This is a genomic window from Nitrospiraceae bacterium, from assembly GCA_019637075.1.
Lineage (GTDB): Bacteria > Nitrospirota > Nitrospiria > Nitrospirales > Nitrospiraceae > JAHBWI01.
In genome coordinates this window covers 626588-653418 of record JAHBWI010000001.1, presented here as the reverse complement: position 1 = coordinate 653418, position 26831 = coordinate 626588, and the positions used below count along the sequence as shown (strand labels likewise).

Annotated in this window: 27 protein-coding genes; 8 read left to right on the top strand and 19 right to left on the bottom strand. The window is 61.9% G+C overall.

The features are described from left to right. The 16 genes from KF814_03155 to KF814_03080 form a co-directional block, all read right to left on the bottom strand. Positions 1-1017 carry an anti-sigma factor gene (locus KF814_03155; protein MBX3235127.1) on the bottom strand — a complete coding sequence of 339 codons (1017 nt, stop codon included), beginning with the start codon at positions 1015-1017 and terminating at the stop codon, positions 1-3. Beyond that, positions 1014-1619, bottom strand: a complete 606-nt coding sequence (locus tag KF814_03150; GenBank protein MBX3235126.1) for a sigma-70 family RNA polymerase sigma factor — start codon at positions 1617-1619, stop codon at positions 1014-1016. The genes KF814_03155 and KF814_03150 overlap by 4 nt, the downstream gene beginning before the upstream one ends. Positions 1620-1790: 171 nt before the next feature. Continuing rightward, positions 1791-3470 carry a nucleotidyltransferase family protein gene (locus tag KF814_03145; GenBank protein ID MBX3235125.1) on the bottom strand — a complete coding sequence of 560 codons (1680 nt, stop codon included), beginning with the start codon at positions 3468-3470 and terminating at the stop codon, positions 1791-1793. Beyond that, positions 3439-4497, bottom strand: coding sequence for a radical SAM protein (locus KF814_03140; GenBank protein ID MBX3235124.1), 1059 nt, complete (start codon positions 4495-4497; stop codon positions 3439-3441). The genes KF814_03145 and KF814_03140 overlap by 32 nt, the downstream gene beginning before the upstream one ends. Then, positions 4494-5399 carry a hypothetical protein gene (locus KF814_03135; protein MBX3235123.1) on the bottom strand — a complete coding sequence of 302 codons (906 nt, stop codon included), beginning with the start codon at positions 5397-5399 and terminating at the stop codon, positions 4494-4496. Before KF814_03135 ends, KF814_03140 begins: the two co-directional genes overlap by 4 nt. 10 nt (positions 5400-5409) lie before the next feature. Continuing rightward, positions 5410-5616: a hypothetical protein gene (locus KF814_03130; protein ID MBX3235122.1), complete on the bottom strand. Its 207-nt coding sequence runs from the start codon at positions 5614-5616 to the stop codon at positions 5410-5412. A gap of 73 nt (positions 5617-5689) precedes the next feature. Beyond that, complete coding sequence (locus KF814_03125) at positions 5690-5848, bottom strand: hypothetical protein (protein MBX3235121.1); 159 nt, start codon at positions 5846-5848, stop codon at positions 5690-5692. A 1-nt stretch (position 5849) separates the two neighbouring features. Further along, a complete protein-coding gene (locus KF814_03120) occupies positions 5850-6965 on the bottom strand; it encodes a radical SAM protein (GenBank protein MBX3235120.1) in 1116 nt (371 codons plus the stop codon). Beyond that, a complete protein-coding gene (locus KF814_03115) occupies positions 6958-7869 on the bottom strand; it encodes a radical SAM protein (protein MBX3235119.1) in 912 nt (303 codons plus the stop codon). The genes KF814_03120 and KF814_03115 overlap by 8 nt, the downstream gene beginning before the upstream one ends. A gap of 5 nt (positions 7870-7874) precedes the next feature. After that, the gene (locus tag KF814_03110; protein MBX3235118.1) at positions 7875-8186 is read right to left on the bottom strand and encodes a PqqD family protein; all 312 of its coding nucleotides are present in this window, start codon (positions 8184-8186) and stop codon (positions 7875-7877) included. 57 nt (positions 8187-8243) lie between these two features. After that, complete coding sequence (locus tag KF814_03105) at positions 8244-9062, bottom strand: class I SAM-dependent methyltransferase (GenBank protein MBX3235117.1); 819 nt, start codon at positions 9060-9062, stop codon at positions 8244-8246. A gap of 54 nt (positions 9063-9116) precedes the next feature. Next, the gene (locus KF814_03100) at positions 9117-10199 is read right to left on the bottom strand and encodes a hypothetical protein (protein MBX3235116.1); all 1083 of its coding nucleotides are present in this window, start codon (positions 10197-10199) and stop codon (positions 9117-9119) included. Between the two features lie 64 nt (positions 10200-10263). After that, positions 10264-10464: a hypothetical protein gene (locus KF814_03095; GenBank protein ID MBX3235115.1), complete on the bottom strand. Its 201-nt coding sequence runs from the start codon at positions 10462-10464 to the stop codon at positions 10264-10266. 22 nt (positions 10465-10486) lie between these two features. After that, a complete protein-coding gene (locus tag KF814_03090; protein MBX3235114.1) occupies positions 10487-10804 on the bottom strand; it encodes a tetratricopeptide repeat protein in 318 nt (105 codons plus the stop codon). 49 nt (positions 10805-10853) lie between these two features. After that, complete coding sequence (locus tag KF814_03085; protein ID MBX3235113.1) at positions 10854-11621, bottom strand: tetratricopeptide repeat protein; 768 nt, start codon at positions 11619-11621, stop codon at positions 10854-10856. An 86-nt stretch (positions 11622-11707) separates the two neighbouring features. Then, on the bottom strand, positions 11708-12130 hold the full coding sequence (locus tag KF814_03080) for a hypothetical protein (protein ID MBX3235112.1): 423 nt from the start codon (positions 12128-12130) through the stop codon (positions 11708-11710). A 284-nt stretch (positions 12131-12414) separates the two neighbouring features. Here KF814_03080 and KF814_03075 point away from each other — a divergent pair, with 284 nt between their 5' ends. The 3 genes from KF814_03075 to KF814_03065 all read left to right on the top strand — a co-directional run bounded on the left by KF814_03075 (position 12415) and on the right by KF814_03065 (position 15622). Further along, positions 12415-14187 carry a SagB/ThcOx family dehydrogenase gene (locus KF814_03075; protein ID MBX3235111.1) on the top strand — a complete coding sequence of 591 codons (1773 nt, stop codon included), beginning with the start codon at positions 12415-12417 and terminating at the stop codon, positions 14185-14187. 121 nt (positions 14188-14308) lie between these two features. Further along, complete coding sequence (locus KF814_03070) at positions 14309-15163, top strand: hypothetical protein (GenBank protein ID MBX3235110.1); 855 nt, start codon at positions 14309-14311, stop codon at positions 15161-15163. A gap of 36 nt (positions 15164-15199) precedes the next feature. After that, a complete protein-coding gene (locus tag KF814_03065) occupies positions 15200-15622 on the top strand; it encodes a hypothetical protein (GenBank protein MBX3235109.1) in 423 nt (140 codons plus the stop codon). Here KF814_03065 and KF814_03060 read toward each other — a convergent pair. The 3 genes from KF814_03060 to KF814_03050 all read right to left on the bottom strand — a co-directional run bounded on the left by KF814_03060 (position 15619) and on the right by KF814_03050 (position 17044). After that, positions 15619-16014 carry a VanZ family protein gene (locus KF814_03060; protein ID MBX3235108.1) on the bottom strand — a complete coding sequence of 132 codons (396 nt, stop codon included), beginning with the start codon at positions 16012-16014 and terminating at the stop codon, positions 15619-15621. The two genes, KF814_03065 and KF814_03060, sit on opposite strands and share 4 nt — an antisense overlap. Positions 16015-16123: 109 nt before the next feature. Then, positions 16124-16534 carry a response regulator gene (locus KF814_03055; GenBank protein ID MBX3235107.1) on the bottom strand — a complete coding sequence of 137 codons (411 nt, stop codon included), beginning with the start codon at positions 16532-16534 and terminating at the stop codon, positions 16124-16126. Between the two features lie 144 nt (positions 16535-16678). Further along, the gene (locus KF814_03050; protein ID MBX3235106.1) at positions 16679-17044 is read right to left on the bottom strand and encodes a response regulator; all 366 of its coding nucleotides are present in this window, start codon (positions 17042-17044) and stop codon (positions 16679-16681) included. Between the two features lie 375 nt (positions 17045-17419). On the opposite strand from KF814_03050, the gene KF814_03045 reads away from it, so the two are divergent. The 5 genes from KF814_03045 (at position 17420) to KF814_03025 (ending at position 26603) form a co-directional block, all read left to right on the top strand. After that, positions 17420-19120 (top strand): NADH-quinone oxidoreductase subunit L, encoded by a 1701-nt coding sequence (locus KF814_03045; protein MBX3235105.1) that lies wholly within the window; start codon positions 17420-17422, stop codon positions 19118-19120. After that, a complete protein-coding gene (locus KF814_03040) occupies positions 19117-22440 on the top strand; it encodes a DUF2309 domain-containing protein (protein MBX3235104.1) in 3324 nt (1107 codons plus the stop codon). The genes KF814_03045 and KF814_03040 overlap by 4 nt, the downstream gene beginning before the upstream one ends. 65 nt (positions 22441-22505) lie before the next feature. Beyond that, positions 22506-22859, top strand: a complete 354-nt coding sequence (locus tag KF814_03035; protein MBX3235103.1) for a P-II family nitrogen regulator — start codon at positions 22506-22508, stop codon at positions 22857-22859. A gap of 31 nt (positions 22860-22890) precedes the next feature. Beyond that, on the top strand, positions 22891-24909 hold the full coding sequence (locus KF814_03030; GenBank protein ID MBX3235102.1) for a PAS domain S-box protein: 2019 nt from the start codon (positions 22891-22893) through the stop codon (positions 24907-24909). A gap of 287 nt (positions 24910-25196) precedes the next feature. Next, positions 25197-26603 (top strand): sigma-54-dependent Fis family transcriptional regulator, encoded by a 1407-nt coding sequence (locus tag KF814_03025; GenBank protein MBX3235101.1) that lies wholly within the window; start codon positions 25197-25199, stop codon positions 26601-26603. Positions 26604-26831 lie beyond the last annotated feature (228 nt).

Sequence of the window (26831 nt, the reverse complement as noted above, 5' to 3'; positions counted from 1 at the left end):
CTAGGTCTGACCGATGAGATAGATCGCTCCGGTCGGCTGCGGGCGGCCCCCGTCCGGTTCCACGCTCACCGCAAATTTCTTCATGCGGGTGAAATCTGGCAGGCTCTTGATCAGGAGGCGGCCCTTTTGCCCGGAGTCGAGTCCGAAGATGCCGGCGCTCACCGGTTTGTCGTCGATGGCCCAGAGTTGGTAGACCTTGCCGCTTGGGAGGGCGGGCAGGTTGAACGCGTAGAGCCAGGCCCGCTTGGTGACGGGGTCGAAGAGCAGGAACGCGCCCGCTTCCTTGGCCATATCGGAGCCGGCCAGTGACACCACTTTCGACGCGGGACTCTTTAGAAAGTTCGTGAATTCCTCATTCTGCCGCACGAGACGCTGCATTGAGGAATCGCGCTGCGCCAGTTGCGTACGAAGGTCGTCGGCCTCCGCATCACGCTGAATCAATTGATCCCGCAAATCCGTGATTTCCGCGGTTCGTTGATCCAACTCAGCTTTCAATTCCCCTTCGTGCTGCTCCCGCTGTTTGAGATCGGTCTGCAGCGCGGTCGCGCGCGCCGCCTCCTTCTGCAGCGTGGCCTGCAATTGTTCGATCTGGCCCGAGTTCGAGGCCGTCTGCGCGTAGTAGAGCCAACCCAAGTAGGTGGCGCCGCCCACGATGAGGAGGCTGGCCAAACCCATGGCCAAGCGGAAGGGCCAGGAGCGGACCGGCGAGATCGGCGGGAAAAGATGGTTCATCCATTCCCCCGGTTCGAGGCTGCTGCGCGGCGCAGGCTTTTCGGGAACCGCCACTGCCGCGACCGGGTTGCGAGCCGCCATGACTTGCGCTTTGAGCGACGCCGGCGGGGTGCTGGGGGTGAGCCCGAAGGGCAACAGGGCCGCCACGGTCTGGTAATCCTTCAACGAGGCATGGCAGGTCGCGCAACCGGACAGGAGGTGGGCTTCGATCGCCTGCCGTTCGGTGCGTTCCAACGCGCCGATGGCATAGAGGGGGACCGCTTCTTCAAGTTCTTCGTGCGTCATAGAGCCGTATCCGGGTGCAGTACCGGATGGAGCGAGGCCCGCAGTTTGCTCATTGCCAGTTTGATGCGCGTCTTCACCGTGCCGAGCGGTTGATTTAGTTTGGCTGCAATTTCCTGATGCGTGAGTCCTTGATAAAACGCCATCTCGATCGCCTGCTGCTGCGGTCCGGGCAGTTCAAGGATCGCCTTCGCCATGACCTGCCGCAGTTGAAGGTCCTCCTGCGCCTCTTGCGGGTTAGGGCTGACGTCCGGGGTCTGGGAGACCAGCGGATGTTCCAGCGAATCTACAGTCAGGCGTTGGCCGCGCGACGAGCGGGAACGGAGCCGGTCGATCGCGCGGCTCCTGGTCAGAGTGACCAACCAGGCGATCGGCGTGCCACGGCCTGCGTCATATCGGGCAATCTTGCGCCAGACTTCCAAATAGACTTCCTGAATCAACTCGGCAGCTTCTTCGCGGTCGCCGAGAATGCGGAATGCGAGCGTATACAGCAGCGTGCTCGATTGGTCGTAGAGCTGGCTGAAGGCCTGGTGATCGCCCTTGGCCACACGGGCCAACAGCTTGGGATCGATGGTTGAAGCGGCGTGGGGGGAACTGGCGTCCATTAGCTCGGTCGTCTCATGCTCAACGCGCGGCTCCGTAACACGCCACACTATAACACTCTACGTGCGAAACGGCCAAAAGGATTTGTGTTTAAGTGCGCAGGAATCCAGAACTTTTGTTGCGGGCTTGAATTGGGTTCTGAAGCTGTCCTCAGAGGGAGGGGATTGCCCGCTTCAGGAGGGACGATCGGCGATCTCATGAAAAAGACGATCGAGACCGAATCGCCGACCGACGGCACCGACTTCGATGCGGCCTGAGGCGCACTCCAATGAGCCGAGCATTGTCGAGCCGAAGGACACGCGCAACGACAATGGGCGCTGATCCGCCGCCGTTTTCGCGAGTCGTGTTTCGAGTGTCCGCCGCGAGAGTCCACGAGCACGGTCGATCGGGTGCCACAGCGCCATTGATCGGATCGAGGTGCGGGCGCAGATCGTGACCGTGAGCCAGGGCATGAGCAGCGCAACGCCGATCCGCCCGAGTGGGCCCAAGAGCAGCCGGCGGCCGGCTTGTCGGACCAGGTGCCGCAGGTACTGTTGGGATGCGCGGCGTGGGATGACGGCGCTGACGAGACCTTTCACCCGAGCGCCGTCGACGGCCTCCGTTGCCGAAGGCGCTGCGTCGCCGCTCATGACAAGTTCGCCGGCTTCGTTCGTGGCGCGCAGCCGGTGACAGACCAATCCTTCCTCGCTTTCATACAGCACGAGGTCACCGATGCGAAGGCCGGTTGCCGGACCGATGGTGAGCTCGTCGCCCGCTTGCAGTGTGGGCGTCATGCTGTCGGAGGCGACACGAAAGGTCACACGGTTGCCGATCAGCGAAAGGGGGACCTGTTCAGATAGGTCCGCGGCAGAAATCGCGGCGGTTGCCGGCACCGACTCGAGCGGCTCTCGTCTGCGAAGCGACGCTTCCGTGCCGCCTGCAAGCCGAGCCATCACGCGGCAGCCAAGGACCGCCGCCGCACGGAAGAGATCCCGCCATCGCCGCAGTCTTGTTCGCCAAGGCTGATGTGCGGCCGACTCGCCGTAGCGATAGCCGAGGAACGTGCGCGTGGGGAACAGGGTGTTGCGGAGCCACACCCAACGGCGACCGGACGGCTGCGACAGCAGCAGCAAGAGATGTCCCACTTCGGCGATGGGCGGTCCTGTGACGAGTCTGCTCAACAGCGCCAGCCACAGGCGATCGCGCTGCGACGCGGGAGTCAGGCGCGACAGTACCCAGTCCGGAATGAGGGGCTCAGGTCTGTTGGCCAGAGCGGTCGTGAAGGCGTGACGCAACGGCATCTGCAGATCCCAGGAGGCCGAGTCTTGCAGAATGCGATCCCAATCCAGGGACACCGTACGTGTCAACTGCGAGAGGTCCTGCATGAATGATTCGGAGAGGTGCCCGCGATGCAGAACGCTGTAAGCGGTCAGATGAATCAGCAAGTCCTCGCCCGACATGACGAGCGCCTGTGCGGAGCCGACGGGTTGCGGCATCGCCCGCCGCCATACTGTGTCCAGCGAAGCCTCGTCGAGGTACCACAGCGTGGTCGTGATGTCGAGGATGAGTCCGGTGGAAGGGCAGGCATAGGCGGGGTTCCCGTCGATCAGCGGCCTGAATGAGGATTCTCGCAGGCAGCGGTCGAGGGTCGGTAGATCACGCTCGCGCGCGAGAAGGTCGATGTCGGCCAGCGGTCGTGTGCCCTTCGGGCCGTAACAGCGCAGGAGCAGGTCGGCCCCCTTGAGCAACATGACTTCGATGCCCTGCGAGGCGAACCGATCCAGCAGCCCGGCTAACGCGTCGAGGCGACGGCGATTCGCGTCGCTGACGGCGGCGTATCGGTCAACGAGGACGTCGAGGGTCAAGGAGCGCATGGGTGGCTTCGAGTGCTTGTGCCCATTGTTTGAAGTGCGGGAGGCAACGGCTCATATCCCCGGTTTCCAGCCAAGCGTCGGCGCGGCCCTGGCGGCAGAAGCGCTGGAGGTCGCAACTGGGGCAGCGATCGCGCTCATTCGGGGTTGCCTCATCGACCGTTCGCTTCAACACGTCCCATCCCTCCCGGATCGTGCCGGTACGCAGATTGTAGCCGGGGAAGGGGAATCCGATGCAGAGGTTCATGTGGCCGTAGGGCGTAACGGCAAACCGGCTTTGGCCGCAAGCGCAGGAGATAAAGGGCCGGTCGGGGTTACAGCGGTCCGGCACCCAGGCCGCCAGGCGGCCGGCCAGCAGACGATGATCGATCTCTGCCTTCGTGAGTGGATCCAGACGATAGGTCAGGGGTGTGAGATCGCCGTCCGTGCGCGGTGTAATGTCGAGACAATATTGGAACGGGAGTCCGAGCGAATCAGCCAGGTCGCGGCAAGCGACGAGGTCGTCCACGTTCACGCTGGTGACGGGCATGCGCAGGGTCACCGGTAGCCGGCGCGTCGCAAGCAGCTGCAGGCCCAGGCGGAATTGGGCATAGGAGCCGGGGATGCCGGTCATGGCCTCGTACCGTTCCGCCGTGGCGCCGTAGATCGAGACGTTGAGTGAAGTCACGGGGAGGCACTCGAGGCGATCGAGGAGCTGAGGTGTGAGTCTGGTCGCGTTGGTGAGAAGTTGGATCAGCAGGCCCTGCCGTTGCGTGTGGTCGAGAATCTGAAGCAGGTCCGGCCTGACCGTCGGCTCGCCTCCCGTGAAGGTCACGGTCATCACGCCGAGCGAGGCGATCTGTTCAAGGATGCCACAGATCTCTTCGGTGGACAGCTCGGCAGGCAAGGCTCGATGGGTGGGATTGGCGCAATGCACGCAGCGGAGGTTGCATCCGTAGCTCAGTTCGAATGTGACGCCTTCGGGGCGGCGCGCTGCCGCCGAATGGACCGCATGGCGCTCGATGAAGTCGTCCAGCGGCCGGGTTCTCATGGGGCCACCATTGAGCCCGCGGGCCGGGTCCTGCGTACAAACGCCACCACGGACGGATCGTTCTGGAAGGTCAGGCGCCCGTGAGACGTTTCGCGGAGACAGGCTTCAAGGAACGCCAACGTCCCGCCCATCGCCTCACGATCCCACTGCGGCAGGAAAGTCTGCTGCAGCAGCTGCGACAGCAACATGCCTCGGCTGGGGTTGTCGAGCCGGTGACCGTGGCGACCGTGGGCGATTGTGTAGAGCGCGGTGAGCGGTCCCGCGGCGTTGGCCGCATATTGCCCTGATCCGACCCAGGGTGTGCCGTGCATGAGGTATCCATCAGTTTCCCGCGTCAGCACCAGTCGTTCGTCGCTCAGCACGACCGCGCCTTGATCGGCAAACATGGCAGCCAGCGTGGATTTGCCGGCTCCTGAGTGGCCGCTGAAGAGGTATCCGCAGCCGTCGATGACGCTGCCGGATGCATGGATGAGGCACCCGCCGCGGCGACCCAGCAACGTGACATAGGCGACCTCCAGCATGGGATTGAACACCTGCATCGGTGCCCAACTCCAGGTCCCCGGAAGGCCGTTTGATGTCGTCCAGATGCGGAGGCTCCGAAAATCCGAGGAAATCACTGCCAGGCTGCGGGGGGCCAAGGTCAGGGGATCTCGGCATTCGAGCACATAGCCGTCTGAGGCGGAGAACAAGGTCCAGAGGCCTGCTTCCGCGTCGAAGCGAACATCGGCCCGAGGCAGGTCCGGCAAGCGTTCCGTGACGTCCACGGTCGCGGTGATGTCCGGCGGCGTTGCGTTATCGGCTAGGAATCGCTCGAACGGCCGCAACGGCCACGCAACCGTTGGGCGGTTCTCCGGTTCTGTGACCCGTATGGCCAGTCCTGCGATGGACAGCGTGAATGTCATAGCCTGTCATTCATGAGAGGCGGGGCCCGCTGTCTCCCACGCCGAACGTCATGTCGCCCTGTTTGCAGGGGAAGGTCCCGGTACCCCTGCAGGTGTTGGAACCGAAGCCTGCAACGGTGTTCATCGTCATGGTGCTGCATTGAGTCAGGATCGCCTGTTCAGGATTGAGTTCGACACGAAATAACTGCGGAGCTTGATAGGCTTTTTTCTGTGTCATCGTATTCTATCCTTTACGACTGTGTGGCGTCTGAGTCCCCACCGCCCATGCCGGAGGAACTGCCGTTCTTGCATCACAATGGCGGCACTTGCAGCGGCGACTTGCATCGCGCGTTGCCCTTGCCGATGAAGCTCATCGCGGCGATGCTGCAGGACGTCAAGATGGCCTGGTCCGGCTCGAGCGCCACGCGAAAGACTTGCGTAGGTTGATAGGGTCGCTTGGTCCGGTTCATTTTATCCAGCGTGCTTCGCCTGCGGTTGCAACGGATGCACGATCGGCAATCCCAATCGTGCCGCCCGTCCGACGGCTACTGCACAGGCGTGGACGATCGGCGCCTCCGCCGTCCCGTATTCACGGCGCGCATCAGTCGGCTTCTTGTCACAGAGTGCGGTGACCTGGCAGGTCCGGCAAGGGCTGTCGGTCTCATACCGCCGTCGGCGAATCGATGCGAACAGCTCTGTGAGAGCCTCCGCAAGGGGACGGTTATGAAGCGGGAGGCGATGCTCATATTCCATCGTGCAGGCTCCGAGTTCTCCCCAGGCATTGATGTGTATCGTGTCGGTGCCGCAGCCGCAACGATATAAGCGATCGGATGGAATGTCCCCAGGTAATTGCGCGCCGCAGTTCCTCCCGGGGAACTCGTCGCGCCCCTCCGATTCCAACGCCACGATCCGTTCAGGGGGGAGTCTAAGTGCCAGGGGACCACAGTCTCCGTCTAGCCGAGGCGAGAGCGTTGTGGTGAAGGTAAACCGTTGCCCATGCGATTCGACGAAGGCTTTGATTGCGGACAGCTCACCGACGTTCCAGGTCATGGCCTTGGTCTTGAAAGTATAAGGCAGGCCGCTTTCTTGGAGCAGGTCGATTCCGCGCAGGAAGGCCCGAAACGAACCAGGCACCTGCGTGAACCAGTCGAACGAGGCTTCGTCCACTGAGTGGCAAGAGATGTCGATCGTGAAGGGAGGCATCTGTTGAAGCCGTTCGATGACCCCGCGCGTGAACAGGGTGCCGTTTGTGTAGAGCTGCAGCAGAAAGCCTTGGCGATAGGCAGCCTCGTAGATGTCGAAGAACCGGGGATGCATGAAAATGTCGCCGCCGGTCAGATTGAGCCAGACGATCCCGAGCACCCGCATCTCGTCGAGGAGGCGCAAAATGTCTTCAAAAGACAATTCGCGAGGGAAGTATGCCGAGTTGTTGTGCGGGTCCGTGTAACAGTGGCGGCAATGCAGATTGCAGCGGTAGGTCACTTCCAGCTGGGCCTTGATCACCCGGCCATGCTCGGCAGCCCGGTCATGGGCGGCGCGGCTGAACTCGCGGTATTGCAGGGTGGGGACCGTGCGGGTGTCAGCCATGAACACCAGCCGGTTGAAGGAACTCAATTGGGCTCGAGGGCTTCCAGGGGCAACCGAAGGTTGGGAGGGCTCGATAGAATCCGTCGTGGAACGAGCCTGTCCGCAGGTCATACCCTTCGCGCCGGTTGCCTGAGCAGAGCTGCAGGGTTCCATATGCGTCGATATGGAAGCGTTGCAGTCCGCTTCGACAGGGGGCGGTCGCGGCGGCGCGCTCGCGGCCGGCATCAGCCGAGAGGTCGTTGTCCTGCGCATGCAGTTCAGCCAATTCCCGTTGACCCAAGGCATGGCGGAATGCGTCGCCGTCCCCGTTCAAGGCGGGCCGGATTTCCTCCCCGAGCTTGAAGGAGACACCCTCGAGTGTCGCCGCGTGCCGTTTGATGTGGAGCAACTCGTCTCGATTGATCGTGAGCGCCGTCGTCTTCAACACCAGCGGGATGTGCCGCGCGCGGAGCAACTCGATTGCGTGGCGGCAACGGTCGTAAGAACCGGAAGCTTGGGTGATCGCGTCGAACGTCGCGCTGGTCATACCGTGGAGGCTGATTTCGACGCGGGCCGGAGGCGAGGCGGCGAACCGGTCCGCAACGGTTTCCGTGATCAGGGTTCCGTTCGTAAACAGGGTTACCAGAAAGCCCAACGCGACGGCGCGCTCGTAGAACTCGAAAAAATCCGGCCGCATCAGCGGTTCGCCGCCGGTGATGCAGAGTTCCAAGGTGCCGGCTTCGGCCAATTGATCAAGGATGCGCAGCAGGTCGCTCAGGGGAAGTTCGCGGCGGATCTGCTCCGGGACGTTGAAGCAGTCCGTGTAGCACATGACGCAATGCAAATTGCAGCGGCAGGTCACTTCCCACTGGCAGGCCAGGGGGAACCGTTCCGGAATGTGACGCAACCGGGTCTCGTGGACCATAGGCATCAGGAGGACGAGATGGTGATGGCCTCGATCGAACGGAGATCCTCCAGCAGTGTGACGACATCCTGTGCCAACCGTTCCGGCGCGACATCGTATTCTTCCTGGAAGTCCCGCAGGATGTCGTCCAGAGTGCGGCGACCGTCGATGCGTTTCCAGAGGGCGGCGCCGGTTTCGTTCAGGACGTAGATGCTCCGGGCATCTTGCGCACGTTTACGAATCGGCACGAGGATGCATTCACCCGCGACGTCCCGCTCCACAAAATCCGGGCTCTTGCGATAGATCTCGTCCATTGGGGCGGGAGCATAACAAATCATCGAGGTCCTGGCTATGGGGAACTGCCGTAGGCCGGTCGCTCGAAAGGCGAGGTGGAATTATGCTCGCAGCTCGCTTCGGGCCAGGACGGCGTAGCCCTTCCCCCAGTTCAACTCGACGATGGCCAATCCCGTCTCGCCCATTTCTTGGCGCAGTTCCTGTTCGTCCTGGAAGGCATGGAGGAAGTGTGATTGGCCGCAGGTGTCCCCGGGCTGGTACTCGTGGTTTGAGCCGGGAAGTCGGCAGAGCCAGCCGTTGATGCGATCGCTCAGCCGCCTGCTGCGTGAGCGCACCGGAGGCTCGGTGAGAAAACAGAGGACGAGGCAGCCTGCCTCCCGCAGCAGGGACGTGCTACTGCGGAGCCAGGCCTGTCGAGCGCGACGGCCGGGCATGGCACTGTACATGATCCCGAACAACAATAGGGCATCGAACGATGAATCGGTAAACGGGAGCCGGTAGAAATCCGCTTGCAGAAAATCCGCTCCCTTCGTGAGCCGGAGCGCGCCCTCGCGGGCGAAGCGCAAAGCCCGCCGATCGATGTCGATTCCGATGACGGACCGGCCTGATAAGGCCAACGGGATCGATTCCCGCCCGATGCCGGCGCCCAAGACAAGTACGCGCGCATGGCGGGGTAGGTACCGGTCGGCCACCTGTTGTTCCCACGCGTCCAGCTGCCATTCATACGCATGGGAGACCAGCCACGACGGGGTCAACTCATAGGTGTGGGCATAGTGACCGGCAATCGAACGGGTCAGGGTCGAAGGCGGCAGCAACGCGGGCAGGAGGTTATCGAGGAAGAAGGCGAGGTCTTGTGCGAGCAGGCCGACGCGATTGCAGAGCCGCGCGACCGCGCGTATGGAAAAACTCAGTAGGCCCACGGCGCACATTATAGAGAGAACGGGACGACCTGTCGCCGGTGAGGGGGCGGAACTTTAGAAGTATTTCTCGAGGATTGCGGCCGCGTCGCCGGGGCCGGACAGGGCGGGAGGAGGTGTGGCAGGCATCGGCGTCTTGAGCAGTGCCTCGATCGTCGGTTCCCACAACCCGTTGGAGAAAGCCTCCCGCGACAGCTCCGCTCCGCGCCCGAAGCGATGCAGGTAGCCGATCAACGACTCTTCATCGGCAAAGTTGAACCGGCGTACATAGACCACTGGCGTTCGCAAGGCTACCGCTTCAACGAAGGTGCCGTAGCCCGGTTTGGTGAAGATCAGATCGCATGAAGCCAGCAGGCTCTTGAACGGCATGCCAAGCGTCGATAGTGAGCGAATGCGCTGATACCCTTCCGGGACCACCCCATCCAGCACGAAGCGCGCATGAGACATGCGCTCCATCGCAGCGAAGGGAAGTTGCTTCAACGGAATGCCCCCGAATCCGACCAGGATGAGGCGGTCGGCTTCGCGTGCCCCCATGGCCTGGCGGAGGCGCTCGCGCTCGGGCGGCGCCGGCTCGGCAATGGGCCCGATCTCGGTCACCTGGGGGAACGCGGAGACGGATAACGCCGGTGCCACGCGCAAGAAGCGGTCGGCTTCTCCATAGGCGGCTCGGATCTGTTCGATGATCGCAGGGTGGTCGTTGGCGCGGGGAGCCTGCAAGGCTTCCAACACGACGTCCCAGGAGAGCGAACACATGCCGATGCTCGGGATGCCGGCCGCTACGCCAGCCGCCACGCCCAGAGGGGCAATGTCGGAGAGGACCAAGGTGGCTTTCGCGGCGATGATCTCACGCGCTTCGGCCGCTACCTTGCCGGACCAATCTGCCAAGTAGAGACGGTGAGCGGCCCAAGTGCCTTCAACGTCGATGGTCAGCGGTCCGTCTTGAATGCAGCCGATGTCCTGAGGAGCCGGCCGCAGCTCCCAGGGAATCGTGAGCCGGGGCTGGAAAAAGGCTGCCGGTACTTCGGTGCGCAGGAGGGCGCGGAGATTCGGAACGCGCCGGCCGAGCTCGTTCAGGACCGGGACGACCTGCGCGGCGTGGCCGAAACCATGCGCGGAGATGGAACACCAGATCAAAGGCATGACGTATGGTAATGCAAAATGCGACAGGTCAAAGGAAAAAGTGGGAAGCGTCAGCGAGAAAGAATCAGCTATTCGTGAAGTCGGATTCCATCGGGGCGATGTTGAATTCGAGTTCGAGGTCGAATTCCTCAACCAGTTCGTTGAAGGCCTTGGCCCCCATGTCCGATCGCACTTCGTTCATGACGAGGTCGATCATAGGGGCGGCTCGGTGCCCATACTGAGTGATGGCGGCGTCGATGCGTTGTCTGGCTTGATCGAGGTCCATGGCCTCCCTTTCCTCCTGGCCCTTATCCCAAGGTGCGTAAGAGCTGCTGCATTTCAGGTACGAGGTCCATACCGCCGTTGGATCGTCCCGACGTCGCGGCGTCAATCCCGGCTTTCAGGACCGGCTTGGCTTCGACCTGTCGCCCCAGTTTGACCAAGGCTTTACCTAAGGCGAGGTGCGAGGCGATATGGGTTGGATCCAGTTGGGTCGCGACGGTCAGGTGTTCCACCGCTTCCTCCAGGCTTCCGCCCTCTTGCACAAGCTTGTTGCCGAGCCCGTAGCGACCCAAGAAGCCTTTTGGGTTCTTTTCGACCATTTGGCGAAAGGCGCTGATATCCATCGTGGTTCCTTCCTTCGTTGCGCGGGATTCTAACACCACCGGAAACAGTTCAGCTACCGGCGGCCCGCAACCGGGCCAGGCGCGCCTTGTCTTCGGCGGACGGCACTCGCCCGGTTCCCAACGCCAGATGGTGCAGTCGTTCGACGCAACGGACGGCGGACAGGGTATCGCCCCGGCCTTCGTAGAGATCCGCCAGTTCTCGCATGACCGCCGCTTCTCCCGCCGGATTTCCGAGCTTGATGAAGTGTTCCGAGGCGTTGTTGAAGCAACGCTCCGCTTCGACTGACCGGCCGCAGTCAAGGAGCGTCTTGCCGAGCTGGGTGAAGGTCGCGGCGAGGCCGTCTTCGCTGCCGACGACACGGTGTGAATCGAGCGCCTGCTGGAACAATCGGACTGCGTCGTCCCACCGCTGTTGGCGCGCTTCCTCCATGGCCAGGTTGTGGTAGAGGATGCCGAGCGCTCGGTGATCGTTCAACGGCGTCAGTAGGTCCAGGGCTTCCAGGTAATAGGGACGGGCCTTTTCATGGCGGCCTGCGCCGACATGGAGATTTCCAAGATTGACGAGCGTGTGGGCGATGGCGTGGGGGTTCTGCTCGGTGCGTTGAATGCTCAGGACTTCCTTGTAACAGGCTTCGGCTTTGTCGAATTCACCGGCCAACGCGTAGGCGTTGCCGAGGTTCCCGAGACTATTGGACAGGTCGCGCGGCGACCCGGTGGCCCGGTCGTCCTTGACCGCAGCTTCCCAAGCGGCGCGGGCCTGCAGCAAGTCGCCTCGATGCATGAAAATCCGCGCGCGGTGTTTGTCGCTCTCGGCCATGGTTCGTCGCTCGTGAAGCGTACCTGCCCCGAAGCTATCAGTCTCCGACCAGAGACGATCAACGCTTCTCGAGATACGTTCTCCTGTCAGTCTCCGCCCTTGGGGGTGTCCCTGCGAAATTCCGCATGAAGGTCGTCTTCTTCCTCCAGGCCCAAGCCTTCGCGGAACGAGCGATAGATTTCCGATACGGACTCAAAATGTGGGTCCGGCTGAGCTGACGGATCGGCAAAATAGGCCTCACAGAGCCGGATGCCTGTTTCGAAGTGGCGGGCGATGGTCTCTTCGGCCGCCTGCTGCCACGTAATGAAGATACAAAAAGCCTGGAAGGAGCGAGCCCCAGCATGACGTGAGGCCAGGGCCAACAGCTCTTCGTAAGCGTCCCGCGCCGTTGCGCCGGCATTCGATGAAAAGGTGTCTTCCAAACCGACCGCCTCGTCCCAATCGGTGCCGAGTTCCGGTTCGGCTTGTGCGAAAGCATGTTGTGCCGCAAGGGCCGGATCGAAGCGCATGACCAACTCGTGGAGTGTGGTTCGTGAAGAGGATCTTGTCTGATCCACGCAGGATACTGGGGGAGGGGAAAGGAGGTCAATGAGGGGGAGCGTCGCTCGTGAACCGTGAAGCGTATCCCATCAGGAGCGAGCAGCAAGAAGAACGATATTAAGTGTGAAGGCGTGGGTCGACGTGATCGCGCCGTATCGTCGGTGGCCTCTCCCACGAGATACGGTTCACGAACGACGGTTTGCGGTATTTGAGTGCGTTTACTTTTTCAGCGGAGCGTCGTTAGACTCCCATCATGAGTCGCGAGCTTCCTATCACGCAGCCGCTGGAGCGGCCTGCTTCGGCCGATCCGATCGAGCGGGTGATCTGGTACCACGATCGTACCAAGCATCAGTTCAATCGCTATGCTCGTTCGCTCGGCTATCTGGATTGGGCGAACCAGCCGGATCCTTTTCGGCGTTTCCTCGGAGCCGAACTTGTTCCGTTGCCGTTACTCCAAGCGGATGAGAAACCGGTTTCGCCGACATACGACGCGCTCTCTGATCATACCGCTGTTCCGTCGCAGGCGGTGACGATTCGAAACCTTTCCAGGTTTTTCGAGTTCGCTTTGGCTCTCTCAGCTTGGAAACGGGCCGGCGAGTCCGAATGGGCGCTCCGGAGCAATCCCTCCTCGGGAAATCTTCATCCAACCGAAGGCTACGTGGTCATGCCGAGCCTCGAGGGGCTGGAACTGTCCGCGGGGTTGTATCACTATGCGCCGAAGGAACATGCATTGGAATATCGCGCGGCGTTTGCTCCCAAGTTGTTGGCGCGACTTCTCGCACCCTTTCCGGCCGGTGCATTCCTGTTCGGACTGACCTCTGTCCATTGGCGCGAGGCCTGGAAGTACGGCGAGCGGGCCTTCCGCTACTGCAATCATGACGTGGGCCATGCGATCGGTGCCGCCAGGGTTGCCGCTTCTACGTTGGGGTGGAGAATGTTGCTGCTCGATGGGGTGGATCAGAATACGATCGCCCGCCTGTTCGGCACACACCGGACGGAGGATTTTGCCGAGGTCGAGCCGGAGCACCCCGATTGCGTCGCGCTGGTGTGGCCTGGAAAGAATCTGACTCGTGAAGGGTCGTTCGTGAAGCGTGAGGCGCTCAGGGAGGTGCCCCTCTACCTCGATCCGGAGGTGGTGAAGGATCTGTGTGAGGGACCCTGGCATGGGAAGCCCAATCGGCTGAGTCATGACCATGCGGTCCATTGGGACATCATCGACGAAGCGGCAGAGGCTTCGTGGAAAACCTCTAAAGAGCGCGAGGCCGTGCCGCGAGAATCACTGTTGCCCACTCGGGCTCAGGCGCTTCATGCTTCACGAACCGCGATCGACGCGGCCACGATCATTCGCCAGCGGCGCAGCGCCGTGGCCTTCGATGGCCGTACCTCGATTACGGCTGAGCAGTTTTTCCATATCCTCGAGCGGCTCATGCCCAGGGTCGAACGACCGCCGCTCGAACGGCCGACTCCTTGGGATATCTGGCCCCATGATCCGGCCATTCATTTGATGTTGTTCGTGCATCGGGTGGAGGGGCTCAGGCCTGGTTTGTATGTACTGCTGCGCGATCCTTCGAAGCTGGCCTTCGTCCGACAACAGATGAACCCCGAGTTGGAGTGGGTGCCGGCCCCTGGTTCTCCAGAAGGACTGCCGCTCTATTGGGTGCTCGAAGGCGACGCCAAACGCCTCGCGGTTCAGGTCAGTTGCCATCAAGACATTGCCGGCGACAGCGCCTTCTCGCTGGGCATGCTGGCGGAGTTCGAAGGGCGCTTGCGCTCGGGAAGGCCGTGGTGGTATCCACGCCTGTTCTGGGAAGCCGGGTTGGTGGGGCAGATCCTGTATCTCGAAGCGGAAGCGGCCGGTGTAAGGGGCACTGGGATCGGCTGTTTTTTCGATGATGCGGTGCACGAGGTCGTGGCGATCACCTCCCATGCACTCCAGTCGCTTTACCATTTCACCATCGGTGGCCCGTTGGAAGATGCGCGCCTGCTGACGCTGCCGCCGTATTATCACGTCAACCGTGAGAGGTAAGACGGGAGACGAAGGATTCCTGACGAGATACGGAATGGTCGGCGGCTCCTATTTCCGTTTCCCGTCTTACGTCAGGGATAGTAGGGGACAAACGACGAGAAACGAGAGTACGAGCTAACCGATGTTTAAGATCAAGAAGAAGGCCGACAAGCCGAAGCCGGTGGTCCTGTACAACGTGATCGAGGACTACTCCGAGTGGGACGCGCCGGGGAATGTGACCGTCTGTGCGATGACGCTGCAGGAGGATCTGCCCGGCCACGCCAAGGTGCTGTCCGAGAGCTACGACGTGCCGTTGGACCAGATGACGCAGTTGCTCAACGAGGGTGGGGTCTACGTGTATCCGCAGGAAGGCGGCCTGCTGACCCGTGGCCTGTTTGCGAGCCTCGTCGACGCGGGCGGAACCGGCCCCAGGCAGACCTTCGTGCTGGACCTCATGCAGTTTGCCGAAGCCGAGCAATTCGCGCGGGCCCGAAACCTTCCTTTGAGCGATGCAGCGGCCGAGGTGTTTCGCCGGACGTTGCCGGATGAGCTCAAGAAGAAGCTCGAGCAGAAAAACCTCGGTTTGGACTATCGGACGTTGGACCGGGCCGTGGCCAAGGGCGGAGACATCAAGTATATCGACTTTCGCAAGGATTGGTCGCCGCATTTCAAACGGCTCTGCATCATGCCGGATGGCCGGCTGGTCGAGACCGGCGGGCTCGAGGAATTTGCGCAGCTCCACCAGATCTCGGCGGGGCAGGCCAAGAAGTTGGTCGAAGAGGGCGGCACGCTGGAAGTCGGTGGCGAGGTCCTGGCCTGCCAGATCGTCAACGGACAGCCTGCGGTGGCCCGATTCAGCGCGAAGAATTACGCCAAAGCGAAAGAACTCGTCGCCTCAAAGGGCATGCATCTCATGGATGCGCTCAGCGAGGTCGGCTACAACGACCCGTCCATGATGCGGACCCTAGTGCGGAAGGATTTGGGCGGTAGGGTCTAGGGAAGGAGCCGGAGAGGCGTGGGGCTAGGGTTGAAGATGGAGTCGGTATTGAGGCTCTGGTTGTGTCTGGTTGGGCTGGTGGCCAGCGGGTGTTCGGCCCACAAGCCCATTCTGTATCCGAACCAACATTATCAGCAGGTCGGGGCCGAGGCGGCGGAAGCCGACATCAAAGAGTGCATGGTGCTGGCGGAAGAAGCGGGCGCATCACCTGCCGAAGGTAAGGCCGGCCAGGTTGCGACGAACACGGTCGGCGGTGGAGCCTTGGGTTCCGCGGGCGGTGCAGTCGGAGGTGCCATCAGGGGCAATCCTGGTCGTGGGGCGATGGTCGGGGCCGCGAGTGGAGCGACCGTCGGATTCCTCAGGGGGCTGTTCACGAAGCCCCCTCCAAGCGGCGCGTATAAGAATTATGTCGACCGTTGTTTGCGGGATCGAGGCTACGACCCCACCGGATGGAACTAGGCGTCGCGGTTGGGACGCCACCGGTTTCTGAAGGCCCTGACTCCCAGCCACGTCCCGGTCACGTTACAGACGATATCCGACGGGGCGGGCCTGCGGTTGTGCGAATAGAGTTGGTAGAGCTCGACGCCGCAGGACAGCAAGAGCCCCATCCCCACCGTCAGCAGCACCGTTCGGCCCGTCACGTGTCGTCGTGATTGGAGAAACAGCAGCCCGAAGGGAATATAGAGCAGCACGTTGACGGCAAGATCCTGCCAGAATCCGTAGGTCCTTACCTCTGCGAGGGGCGGCAGCCACCGCACGAACTCCCAGTGCGAATGCATGACGAAGTCGGTGTGGTACACACCCGAGGCGATGATTAGGCAGGCATAGAGCAGCCAGGCTATGGTCCACATCGTCGATTGCGCTGCGGGTGAACCAGTGGAGTCGAACGATTTCGTGTCGGTATCCCGCCAGGCATCCGCGTCCGGTGGATACCTGTGACAGAGCGGAGGCGGGTGACGATCAGTGCGGCTTGTTCGTCGCGTCGGCCGATTCTCGCAGAACTGATTCCAGCGTTTCCAGCAATATCTGTTTTTCAAAGGGCTTTTGCAGGAAGGCTTGCGCGCCTTTGGCCTTGGCCTTGGCTTCGAGCCCTGCAGCTGTCTGTGCGGTGGTCACGATGACGGGAATGCCGCGGGTATGGACGTTGGCGTGCAGGCGATCGAGCAGCATGAACCCGTCTCCACCGGGGAGTCCGATGTCAAGCAGGATCAGCTTGGGCTTTTCCCTCAGGGCCATTCCGGTGGCCTGCAGCGCATCGGCGGCCCCGTGAACGGTCCATCCGGTGCCGTTCAGATAGGTCCGCACGAGGACTTGAAAGTCCCGGCTGTCGTCGATCACGAGAATGCGAGCGGTTGCACCGAAACCGGCCATGGGGCTCTTCTCCTCGCCGTCAGTTCACCAATTACTAGCTCGGCTGGATCGACGGCTTTCTTGAGGAATGAAGAGAGGATTGAGGCTTGGCACCTCAGCCCCGTACGGGGGGGCTGCTTTCGAGGGTGTATGTGGCCCGCTGGCTTATTTGTGGGCCAATTCGGACTCGATGGCGTGGAGCATTTCCTTGAGGTCGAACGGCTTCTCAAAGGTACGGCGGGCGCCGAACAGCTTGGCGATGTCCAGAAAGTTGCGATCGCCCTGCGCGCCGGTCATGGCGATGATCTTGGTATCGAGGTATTCACGGCTCAGCTGGAGGGTGGCTTCGAGGCCGTCGACCTCCGGCATGAGAAGGTCCATGATGACAAGATCGGCTTTGTCCTTCTGATACAACTCCAACGCCTCGCGGCCGTCACGGGCTTCAACGACCTGATGCCCCGATTTTTCCAGCACCTCTCGCAGTAGGCTGCGAATCGAGGATTCGTCGTCGATGACCATGATCTTTGCCATGTCAGCTCCTTCTCCGAGGCGGTCTGGGTCGCGGTAGGGCTGCAGCGGTGAGCGTGCGGCCGGCCGAAACCATCAGTGATGGGGAAATCTTACCGCTGGTGGCTGGGTCTGTCTAGGAAAGTCGAGAAACTGCAGAGTGCTGAGAGAGCCGGAGAAAAAGGATCGCGGCCCTGAATGATCGTGCAGAGACCGTGCACCCTTGCACGACTGTGCGCTGGTGCACTACCTGAGGACTCATCTTCTTGCCAGGTGGAGCAGGCTGTATTTGTAAGTGGCTGAAGAATATATGAAGTGCGGTGTTTTCCGTGCAGGGGCTGACGGGCCTTTTTCTTGCTGATTGGCTCGGCACATCGCGATGTCGGGAGATTGGACCGAATGGAATTCTTGTTACCGCTGTTAACGATGTTTGCGCCGATGGTAAGCGGCCTTTCGATCTGGTTTTTTGGTCGGGAGTGGGGAGAGCGAAGCGCCCGCGTTGGAATCGTTGCCCTGTGGTGCGCTGCGTTGTCGGCTGTCGCCACGTTCGTGCTGGTGCTTGCGAAGGGACCGATGGCGCTGACGCTGATCGGTGAACCCAGCGGGCCACTCTCGTATACGATTGTCGTCGATCGACTCTCCTCCGTCATGCTGATGCTGATCAGCCTGGTCAGCCTCATCATTCATGTCTATTCAGAGCGCTACATGGTCGGGGACCAAGGCTACGCCCGGTTTTTTGCCCTGGTCGGGAGTCTGACCTCGGTATTGCTCGGCCTCGTCACAAGCGGGAACGTGCTCTGGATGTTTCTCTACTGGCATGGCGTGACCTGGCTGTTGGCCACATTGGTTGCGTTCCAGGTTGGGAATCGCGCAGCAGTTTCGGCAGGCCGCCGGACCTTCTGGGTCCAGAGTCTGGGCGACGTGGCCTTCGGGCTCGCCTTGGTCATGCTCTACCATGCCTACGGGACCTTGGATCTTACCGGCCTGTCGGAACGGCTCCGGACCGCGCCGGCTCAACTGCTGGCAGGGGCGTGGCAGATGGAGGTTCCGGCGGTCGCGACTCTCTTGCTCATCCTATCCGTGATGACCAAATCGGCCCAGTTTCCCCTGCACGTCTGGTTGATCGGAACCCTCGAAGCGCCGACTCCGGTATCGGCCCTCATGCATGCGGGCATCGTGAACGCGGGAGGGTTCCTCGTCAACCGGCTTGCTCCCCTGTTCGGCCAAGCGCCCACGACCCTGCACCTGCTTTTCGTGATCGGTGCCGTCACGGCGTTGATCGGTGCTGCGGCGATGCTGACGCAGCCGAGCGTGAAACGCATGCTCGTCTATTCCACCATGGGTCAGATGGGGTACATGGTCATGGAGTGCGGCCTCGGTGCCTTTGCCCTCGCGGTTTTCCACCTCTGCGCGCACGGGCTCTTCAAGGCCACGCTGTTCTTGAACTCCGGCGCGAACATTCACAAGGCCCGCGTCGAGTTCAAGTTGCCGTCCGGGATGAAGCGCGCGGCTCCGCAGCCCTTCTCCGCTATGACTTGGACGACCGGATTGGCGGTGACCTTGGTCCTGCCGCTGGTGATTCTCTTAGCGCTTCATGGGGTGGTGCAAATTCCCTTGCAGGATGGGCAGGGAGCGGTAATCTTTCTGTTTTTTGGATGGGTGACGGCCTCTCAGGCCATGTTCAGCCTCTATCGCATGCAGGCCGGCGCATCCTGGAAGGTCTCCGTGACCATGCTCGCGGCCTTGGCTTTGATCGGTCTGACTTATCTCTGGGCCGGGGAAGCCTTTACACACTTCCTGTATCCGGGGCCGGGGGAAGCAATGGGGTATCTCCAGGCAGCTCAATGGAACCGCTCGTTGTTTGATCTCTTCGTCGGCTGTTCCGCTGTCTTGGTGTTGGCTGCGTGGGGGGTGATTTATGGCGAAGCGAAAGGTCTGCCGTTCCTGATGCCGACTTGGATGGAGCCGGTGCGGGCCTGGGCCTATGTCGCGTTCCTCAATGGGCTCTACGTCGAGGATTTCATGCGCGCGGTCCGGCGCAAGCTGTTCGGGCGGGTTGGCCAGGCAAGGGGTGTCGATGCTCAGGGGGTGGGGGGATGACGACCGAGCGGCATATCTCCAGAGAAACCGAGCGCATGGAATTGCGCTCGCATGTGCAATTGGCCGGCGAGATCGTTTCGCCCTACTGGCCGATGCGAACCTTCATCCACCACAATCCGTTGCATGGGCTGGAGGAGTTGCCGTTCGGGCAGGCGGTGAAGCGGGCCGAGCGGCTCCTGGGGGGGCGAGGCTACCTGGTGAATCGTCTGTACCGGCGGCATTGCGAGGATGGCCGCATCCAGACCCGGGATCTTCTCGAAGTCCTCGCGCCGATTGCCACGGACAAGCGCGTGCGGTTTGCCGGGCGCGACTTGTCTCACCTCGAAGTACTGCGGCTGTCGATGATGCATGGGCTCGGAGAAGAGGATCCGATTCCTTCCTCCAGCACCGCCGGCGTCGAGCGTGAAGAGGTGCAGACCCTCGTGCCTTGGCTGACCGCTTGCCTGGAAAACCAGCCGTCGGAGTATACCGATGCCCTCACGCCCTGGGAATCGGTCGATCTCTTGTCGAATGAGACCCTCTCGACCTGGTGCGATCGCACGCTCGGCACGACGATCGTTTCCGACATCAACGAACAGATGATCAAGTGGTGCGCCGTGTTCTTGGACGAGGGCGAGGCCTCCTGGTCCATGCCGGATCGTGAACATACGTTCTACCGGTCCTGGAAGCGGCTCGCGCGATACGATGCGGGATGGCGTCTGCGCGGAGTCCGAGACGTCGTGAAGAAACTCGACGCCTTGGATGATCGCCCTGAAGAGGCGGTGTTGCAGAGTCTCGAGCTCATGGGCATCCCTAAGTCGGCTTTCGAATCCTACTTTGCCCTGCACTTGGCGGCGTTGCCCGGTTGGACGGGCTACATCAAATGGCGCTCGGAGGAACAGGGCCATCCCTGGCAGGTGCAGTATCCCATCGATCTGGTGAAGTATTTAGCGGTTCGCCTGTTCTATGAGCGGGAGTTGGTCGAGGTCGAATGCCGCAAGCGGCTCGAGGTGGCGGGGACCTACGAGGCGGTTCGAGGCTACATCGAACAGGCGCCCTATGCCCATTGGCTCAGGCGCCGCGCGTTGGAAGGACGGCTCCCGGCGCAGGCGGCACATGAGGTGCGGCAGTGGACGAAGCGCAAAGGGGCTGCCGGCTCGAGCGAGTGGAACGAGTTCGGCCGCCGTTGGTTCGAGGAGACCGCCCAAGGGCGGCTGGGCGAGCGGGTGACGCGTACGGCTCGCCGCTTGGTCGATTTGGCCGTTGCGCTGGGCGTTCCGACCGAACATATTATGTTGACGGCCACAATGGATGCCGTGACGCTGTGTGATTGGCTGGACGGATTTCCCTCCGTGCAGCATGGGCCGCGCTGGCTCGAAGCGTTGGAGACCGCGCACCGGCGCGATATCGTCCGACAGCTGACCGACTCAGCGAAGGCGGGCGGGCGGGCGGACGGTGCCATCGTGGCGCCCGATACGTCGCGGCCGTTGGCTCAGATGGTGTTTTGTATCGATGTGCGGTCGGAAGTGTTTCGCCGCCATCTCGAACACCTCGGCGGCTATGAGACCTTCGGCGTCGCGGGCTTCTTCGGCATTCCGTTGAAGTATCAGAGTTTCGGCGGCGAGCACCATGTCGCGCAAGCGCCGGTCCTGCTCAAGCCCAAGAACCATATCCGGGAAATTCCCCGCAGCTACCACGGCGCGGCGGCCAGCCGTCATCGCCTGTTCGGGCAACTGGCCAAGGCGGGCCATACGCTGCTGCATGATTTGAAGCAGAACGTGGTGACGCCCTACGTGATGGTCGAAGCCATGGGCTGGATGTTCGGCCTGCCGTTGCTGGGGAAGACGCTGTTTCCGCTGTGGTACCGGCGGATCAGCGATTGGTTCAAGCAATGGTGGCTGCCGGAGCTGGCCACGACCTTGACGATCGACAAGTTGACGAGGGCCGAAGCGGAGGAAATCGTAGCAGCCGATCATCGGGCCGCCATTCGCGCCGCGCTCCGCAGCTTGGCGCCGTCGTTGGGTTCCGCGGTCACGCCTGCCCTGATCGAATCCATCCGCCGGTACGCGCTGGGCGAGGGTGATGAGCAAAGCCGAGTCGCCATTGCGGAGACGCTGGGGTTGTCGCCGGACCAGGAGCTCTCGTTCTACGAGCAACTGCGGCAACGGCACGACATTACGACCCGCGGCGTGTCCTCCCGGCTTCAGCGGATCACGCACAACGGCTTCAGCCTGTCCGAGCAGGCCTACGGAGTGGAAGCCGCCTTGCGCCTGATGGGATTCACGTCTGGATTCTCGCGGCTGGTGGTCATCTGCGCCCACGGCAGCACCTCGGACAACAATCCCTATGAATCGGCGCTGGACTGCGGGGCCTGCGGAGGCAACACCGGCTTGCCGAATGCGCGGGCCTTTGCGGCGATGGCCAACAATCGAGCGGTACGGGAGGCTCTGCAGGCGCGCGGCATCGTGATTCCGAGCGATACTCATTTCGTGGCGGCGCGGCATGACACCACGTCGGATTGCGTGCAGATCGTGGACCTCGAGGACGTGCCGCCGACCCACCGCAAGGACTTGGTCCGACTCTTGGCCGATTTGGATGAGGCGGGGGAAGCGACGGCTCGTGAACGGGGTGCGGCCCTGGATGGACACGCGATCGAGACACCGGCCCGCAAGCCGGCGACCAGAGCGTCGCGACGGAGCGTGGACTGGGCGCAGGTTCGTCCGGAGTGGGGCCTGTCAAAGAACAATGTGTTGGTAATCGGGCGGCGTGAACTGACCAGGCCCTTGAATCTCCAGGGACGATCTTTTTTGCATTCGTATGACCACCGCCAGGACGAATCGGGCAAACTGCTCGAGACGATCATGACGGCGCCGCTCGTGGTGGCCCAGTGGATCAACATGGAGCATTACTTCTCCACCGTCGACAACGAAGTCTATGGGAGCGGCAGCAAGGTCTATCACAACATCGTCGGCCGGGTCGGCGTCATGAGCGGAGCGGGCAGCGACTTGCGGCTCGGCCTTCCGGCTCAGACCGTCCTGAACGGGCCGGCCCCGTATCATGAGCCGATGCGTTTGCTGGCCGTGATCGAGGCGCCGAGGTCACGGGTGGATGCAGTCATCGCGAAACATCCGGGCATCGAGCGTTTGGTGCATAATGAGTGGGTGTTGCTGATGGTCTATGAGCCGGAAGACGGGCGCTGTTATCGTCACGACATCATGACGGGCTGGCAAGTTGTGTCTGCGGAGGCCGGGCCGGCGGCGACGGAGGAATCGGGGTTGAACGGTGCCAGCAAGGAAGGCTCCTCGTGGGCGCGCGAGCTGGCGGACGCGGCGGGTGTATAGGTGTATAACGGAGCGGGTGGAAACTAACCAGTCGAGATCAGGGCTAACGGAGGGGGACGCGGAGTATGTTGACGTTGCATCCGATGAAGGAAATTCGCATTGTCGTGCAGGGCGAGCACTTGAAGATGGTTACGGACCTGCTGGATCGGGTCGGGGCGACCGGGTACACGATCATCAACAACGTATCCGGGAAGGGACACCACGGCTTTCACGAGGGGCACCTGCTGTTCGATGATACGAGCAGCCAGGTGATTGTGTTTACGGTGGTGCCGGAAGAGCGGATCGAGCCCATTCTCGGCGGGTTGGGGCCGCTGTTTCACAAGCATTCCGGAGCCATGTTCGTCAGCGACGTTGCCGTGACGCGGCGGGATCATTTCGTGGCCTCCCCGGGCCGCAGCGCCGCCCCTCGACGCGCGTGATGCGCCCCGGTATACTCACGTGACGAGCCCCGTGAAGCGCACGATCCGTGGGCCACGGCAGGCCGCGACGGGATCCATGGCCTCCTCCCAACGAAGCCGTCCCAAGGCGTCCGCGACGGTGCAATCCGAAGTGGCCGCCGCCGAGGTGCTTGCCTGGCTGAGCGACTGCATCCACGGCGGACTTTGTTTCGTCTCCGACGGCATCCTGATCTTTGAAAACTCCCAGTTCGCCGAATTGGTGGAAGCGCCTGCCCCGCCCGCTGAGGGCGCGGGCCCGGGTCTCCGCAAACGGCTCCTCGACGAGGCTATCGCCTGGAATAAACGGTCGCTGGGAGAGCGCTCCCACGCCGAGTATCGGCTCACGGATCGGCGCGGTCGCGCCTTGTACTATGAGGCTCGCCTGAACGTCGTGCCCTACCGGGGCGGACGCGGCGTGTTGATCGTGTTGGAAGACGCGACCGAGCGCGTACAGCTGGCGCTCGAAGCCTCCCATGTCGCGCGCTTCCAATCCGTGCTCGCGCGGATCGGTACCCTGGCTGTCAGCGGCGTGTCGGCGCAAGAGTTGATGAACGAGGCGGTGAAGGAAACCGCTGCCGCATTGGAAGTCGATTTGTGCAAGATCCTGGTGCCTCGCGCACAGGACGGCCAGCTCTTCATTCTGGCCGGCACCGGACTTCGCGACGACCTGGCCGATAAGTTGCCCATCGAAGGCGGGACTCATTCACAAGCGGGATATGCGATCCGAGAACGAGTGCCGGTGATCGTCGAAGATTTGCGGCGCGAGACCAGGTTTTCCCCTTCGCGTCTCCTGACCGACCACGGCGCGGTGGCGGGCATGTGCGTCCCGATGCTCGTCGAAGACCGAGTCTATGGGGTGATGACGGCCCATACGCGCGAGGTCCGCCGGTTTTCCCAAAAGGAGCAAGAATTCCTCTGTACGGTCGCGAATACGGTGGGCACGGTGCTGGAGCGCCGTCGCCACGAGGAAACCCAGATCGACTTCTATCACCGCCTCTTCCTCTCCGCGCAGGACGGCGTGATGATGACCGACACGTCCGGGCGAATCCTCGAGTGGAATCCGGCCCTGGAACGGATGACGGGCTGGAGTCGGGAGGAAGTGCTGGGTCAGCGTCCGGTGATTTTGAAGTCCGGCAAGCACCCGCCGGAGTTCTATGAACGGCTGTGGCAGTCGATCCGCGGCGGCCAACCCTTCGTCGAGCGGTTCGTCAATCGACGCAAAGACGGTTCGGAATTCCTCGTCTGGGAGAGCGTGAGCCCCGTCAAAGCGTCCGATGGGACCACGCAGTACTTCATGGCTATTCTCACGGACCTGAGCGAGCGCGAGCAGATGCTCGAAGCCCTGCGCCACACGGAACAGGTCAAGCTCGTCGGGCAGTTGGCGGGAGGTATTTTGCACGAGGTGCGCAATCCGCTCATCGGATTGGGCAGTCTGGCGACCCATCTGTCCGAGCAGGCGACGTTGCCGCAGGAAGCCCGGGACCGTTGCCGGCTGATCGCTCGGGAGGCGGCGCGCATCGACGGGCTCTTGGAATCGCACCTCGGGCAATTGCGTCCCAGGCAGTTCGATATCGCAGCCTGCGATCTGGCGTCGGTGCTCTCCGACACCCTGACGCTGCTGCGGCCGAATCTCATCAAGAACCGCATCATGGTCAAACAGCGCATCGTCCCGGACTTGCCTGCCGTCGAGGGGTCGCGGGCGCATATTCTTCAGGTCTGCCTGAACATTGTCATGAATGCGATCGATGCCATGGCCGGCGGCGGCGACCTGACCGTGACGCTCGCTTTGGACACCAGACGCGTACCGGGCGTGCTCATGCGGTTTTCGGATTCGGGGAAGGGCATTCCGGCAGAAGACTTGAAACGGATCTACGAACCTTTCTTCACGAACGGGAAGGCCAAGGGTGTGGGGCTGGGGCTTACGATCACGAGGGATATCGTCGAGCGACACCAGGGGCAGTTGGTGATTCAGAGTCCGCCTGGCAGTGGGGCAGTGGTGGATGTATGGTTTCCGCTCAAGCACGAGGCTTAGCGCAATGCTGAAAATGCCCCCGTCAGCGTTCTCGCGGCGCTTAGAGCCTCGACGTACGGCTCTCAGTACGCCTCAACCCTGCGCTTGCTGCGGCCTTGCCGGACGGGCATTTTGAGCATTGTGCCCGGACCGGCAATACCGTAGCCGTCAGACGTGAGACATCAGAATGAGATACGGACGACGAGATACGCAAGACGTTCTGTCCCTTGAAGCGGCTGATATTTGACGTCCGACGTTTTACGTCTTACGCTCGGTACGCGATATACGTCTTCCCAGGCATTTTAGATATGGCGTGGAACTTACTACTGCTCGAAGATGAAGCCTCGGTGCGCGAGGCGTTTGCATTGCGGCTGCGCGACCACGGTTATGTAGTACAGACGGCCGGGACGGGCGAGGAGGCGTTGGCCCTCTTGCGCTCCTTCGAGCCGGATATGCTGGTGGTTGATCTCGTGATGCCGAACCTTTCCGGCCTTGATGTGCTCGCGCGGGTCAAGCACCTTTCCCCGTCGTTGCCGGTGATCGTGCTGACCGCAAGGGGGACCGTGAAGGATGCAGTGGAAGCTATGAGGCTCGGGGCCTTCGACTTTGTGGCCAAGAGCATCGATATGGACGATCTATTGCACACGCTGCGTCGGGCGGCCGACTATCTCACCCTTCAGCGGCAGGTCCAACTCCACAGCGGCCAAGATGTCGCGCGCTATGCGCTGGATCGCGTCATCGCGAAGAGCCCGGTCACCCAAGCGTTCCTGGCGCAGATCCGCGAGTTGGCGAAAAACGATCGGGTCACCGTGCTGCTCCAGGGGGAAACAGGCACAGGAAAGCAGTACATGGGCCGGGTCATTCACTACAACAGCGCGCGTGCCGCGAAGCCCTGTGTCGAGGTGGATTGTCCGTCGATTCCGCGCGATTTGTTCGAGAGCGAGCTCTTCGGGCATGAAAAAGGTTCTTTCACCGGCGCCACGGGCAGAAAGTGCGGCTTGATGGAGTTGGCGGAAGGCGGAACCGTGTTCTTCGACGAGATCGGCGATCTCCCGCTGCCGCTGCAGGCCAAGCTGCTGCGGGTGTTGGAGGAACGGACGATCCGCCGGGTAGGCGGGGGCGCGAATATCCCCATCGAGGTGCGGGTGATGGCGGCCACGAATCGCGACCTTAAGGATGCGGTCGCCAAGGGAGAATTTCGCGAAGACCTCTACTTCCGGTTGAACGTCGTGACTATGACGGTGCCTCCGTTGCGTGACCGTGCCGAAGACATCATTCCGATGGCCGAGCAGTTTCTCGCGCGCTCGGCTTCGGCGTTGAAGAAACCGGTGCGCATGTTGGGTGCGAGCTCACAGGTCCTGCTGCGCCGCTATCCCTTTCCGGGCAACGTGCGGGAACTGAGCAATCTGATCGAACGGGCGGTGCTCTTTTGCCGCGGTGCAAGTCTGGAAGCCGAGCATTTCCCGTCAGACCTCCACAACCAGGCGACGATGCCGGTTCAAGGCGTGCCTACACCGATGCCTCAAGGGGGGCAACCAGCGGATTCGGATCAGGTCCACATCGCCTTTGAGGTCGGCACCCAGTCGCTCTCCGATCTTGAAGACCGCATCATTGCCGAAGTGCTTGCCAGGTCGGGCGGCAATAAAACCCTTGCGGCCAAGCAATTGAGCATCACCCGCTGGATGTTGGATCGACGGAGAAAGCCCCGCTCCTGAACTCCGATCGCTTCCCGTTTTCTCTTTCCCATTCCACAAGCGATGAGCGCCCGTGCACGATGTGCGGCAGAGCACGTGCGTGCTCGCACCGCATCGGCAGTATGGCGAGATACACGAGAACGACGGACGAAAACCGTGCCTTGACTTCCGCATCACTGCATTGAAAATCCAGGATATTCGTGCGGCGCCCCTCCTTCAGCCGGTTCCTGATTGCTGGATCGGGGCTTG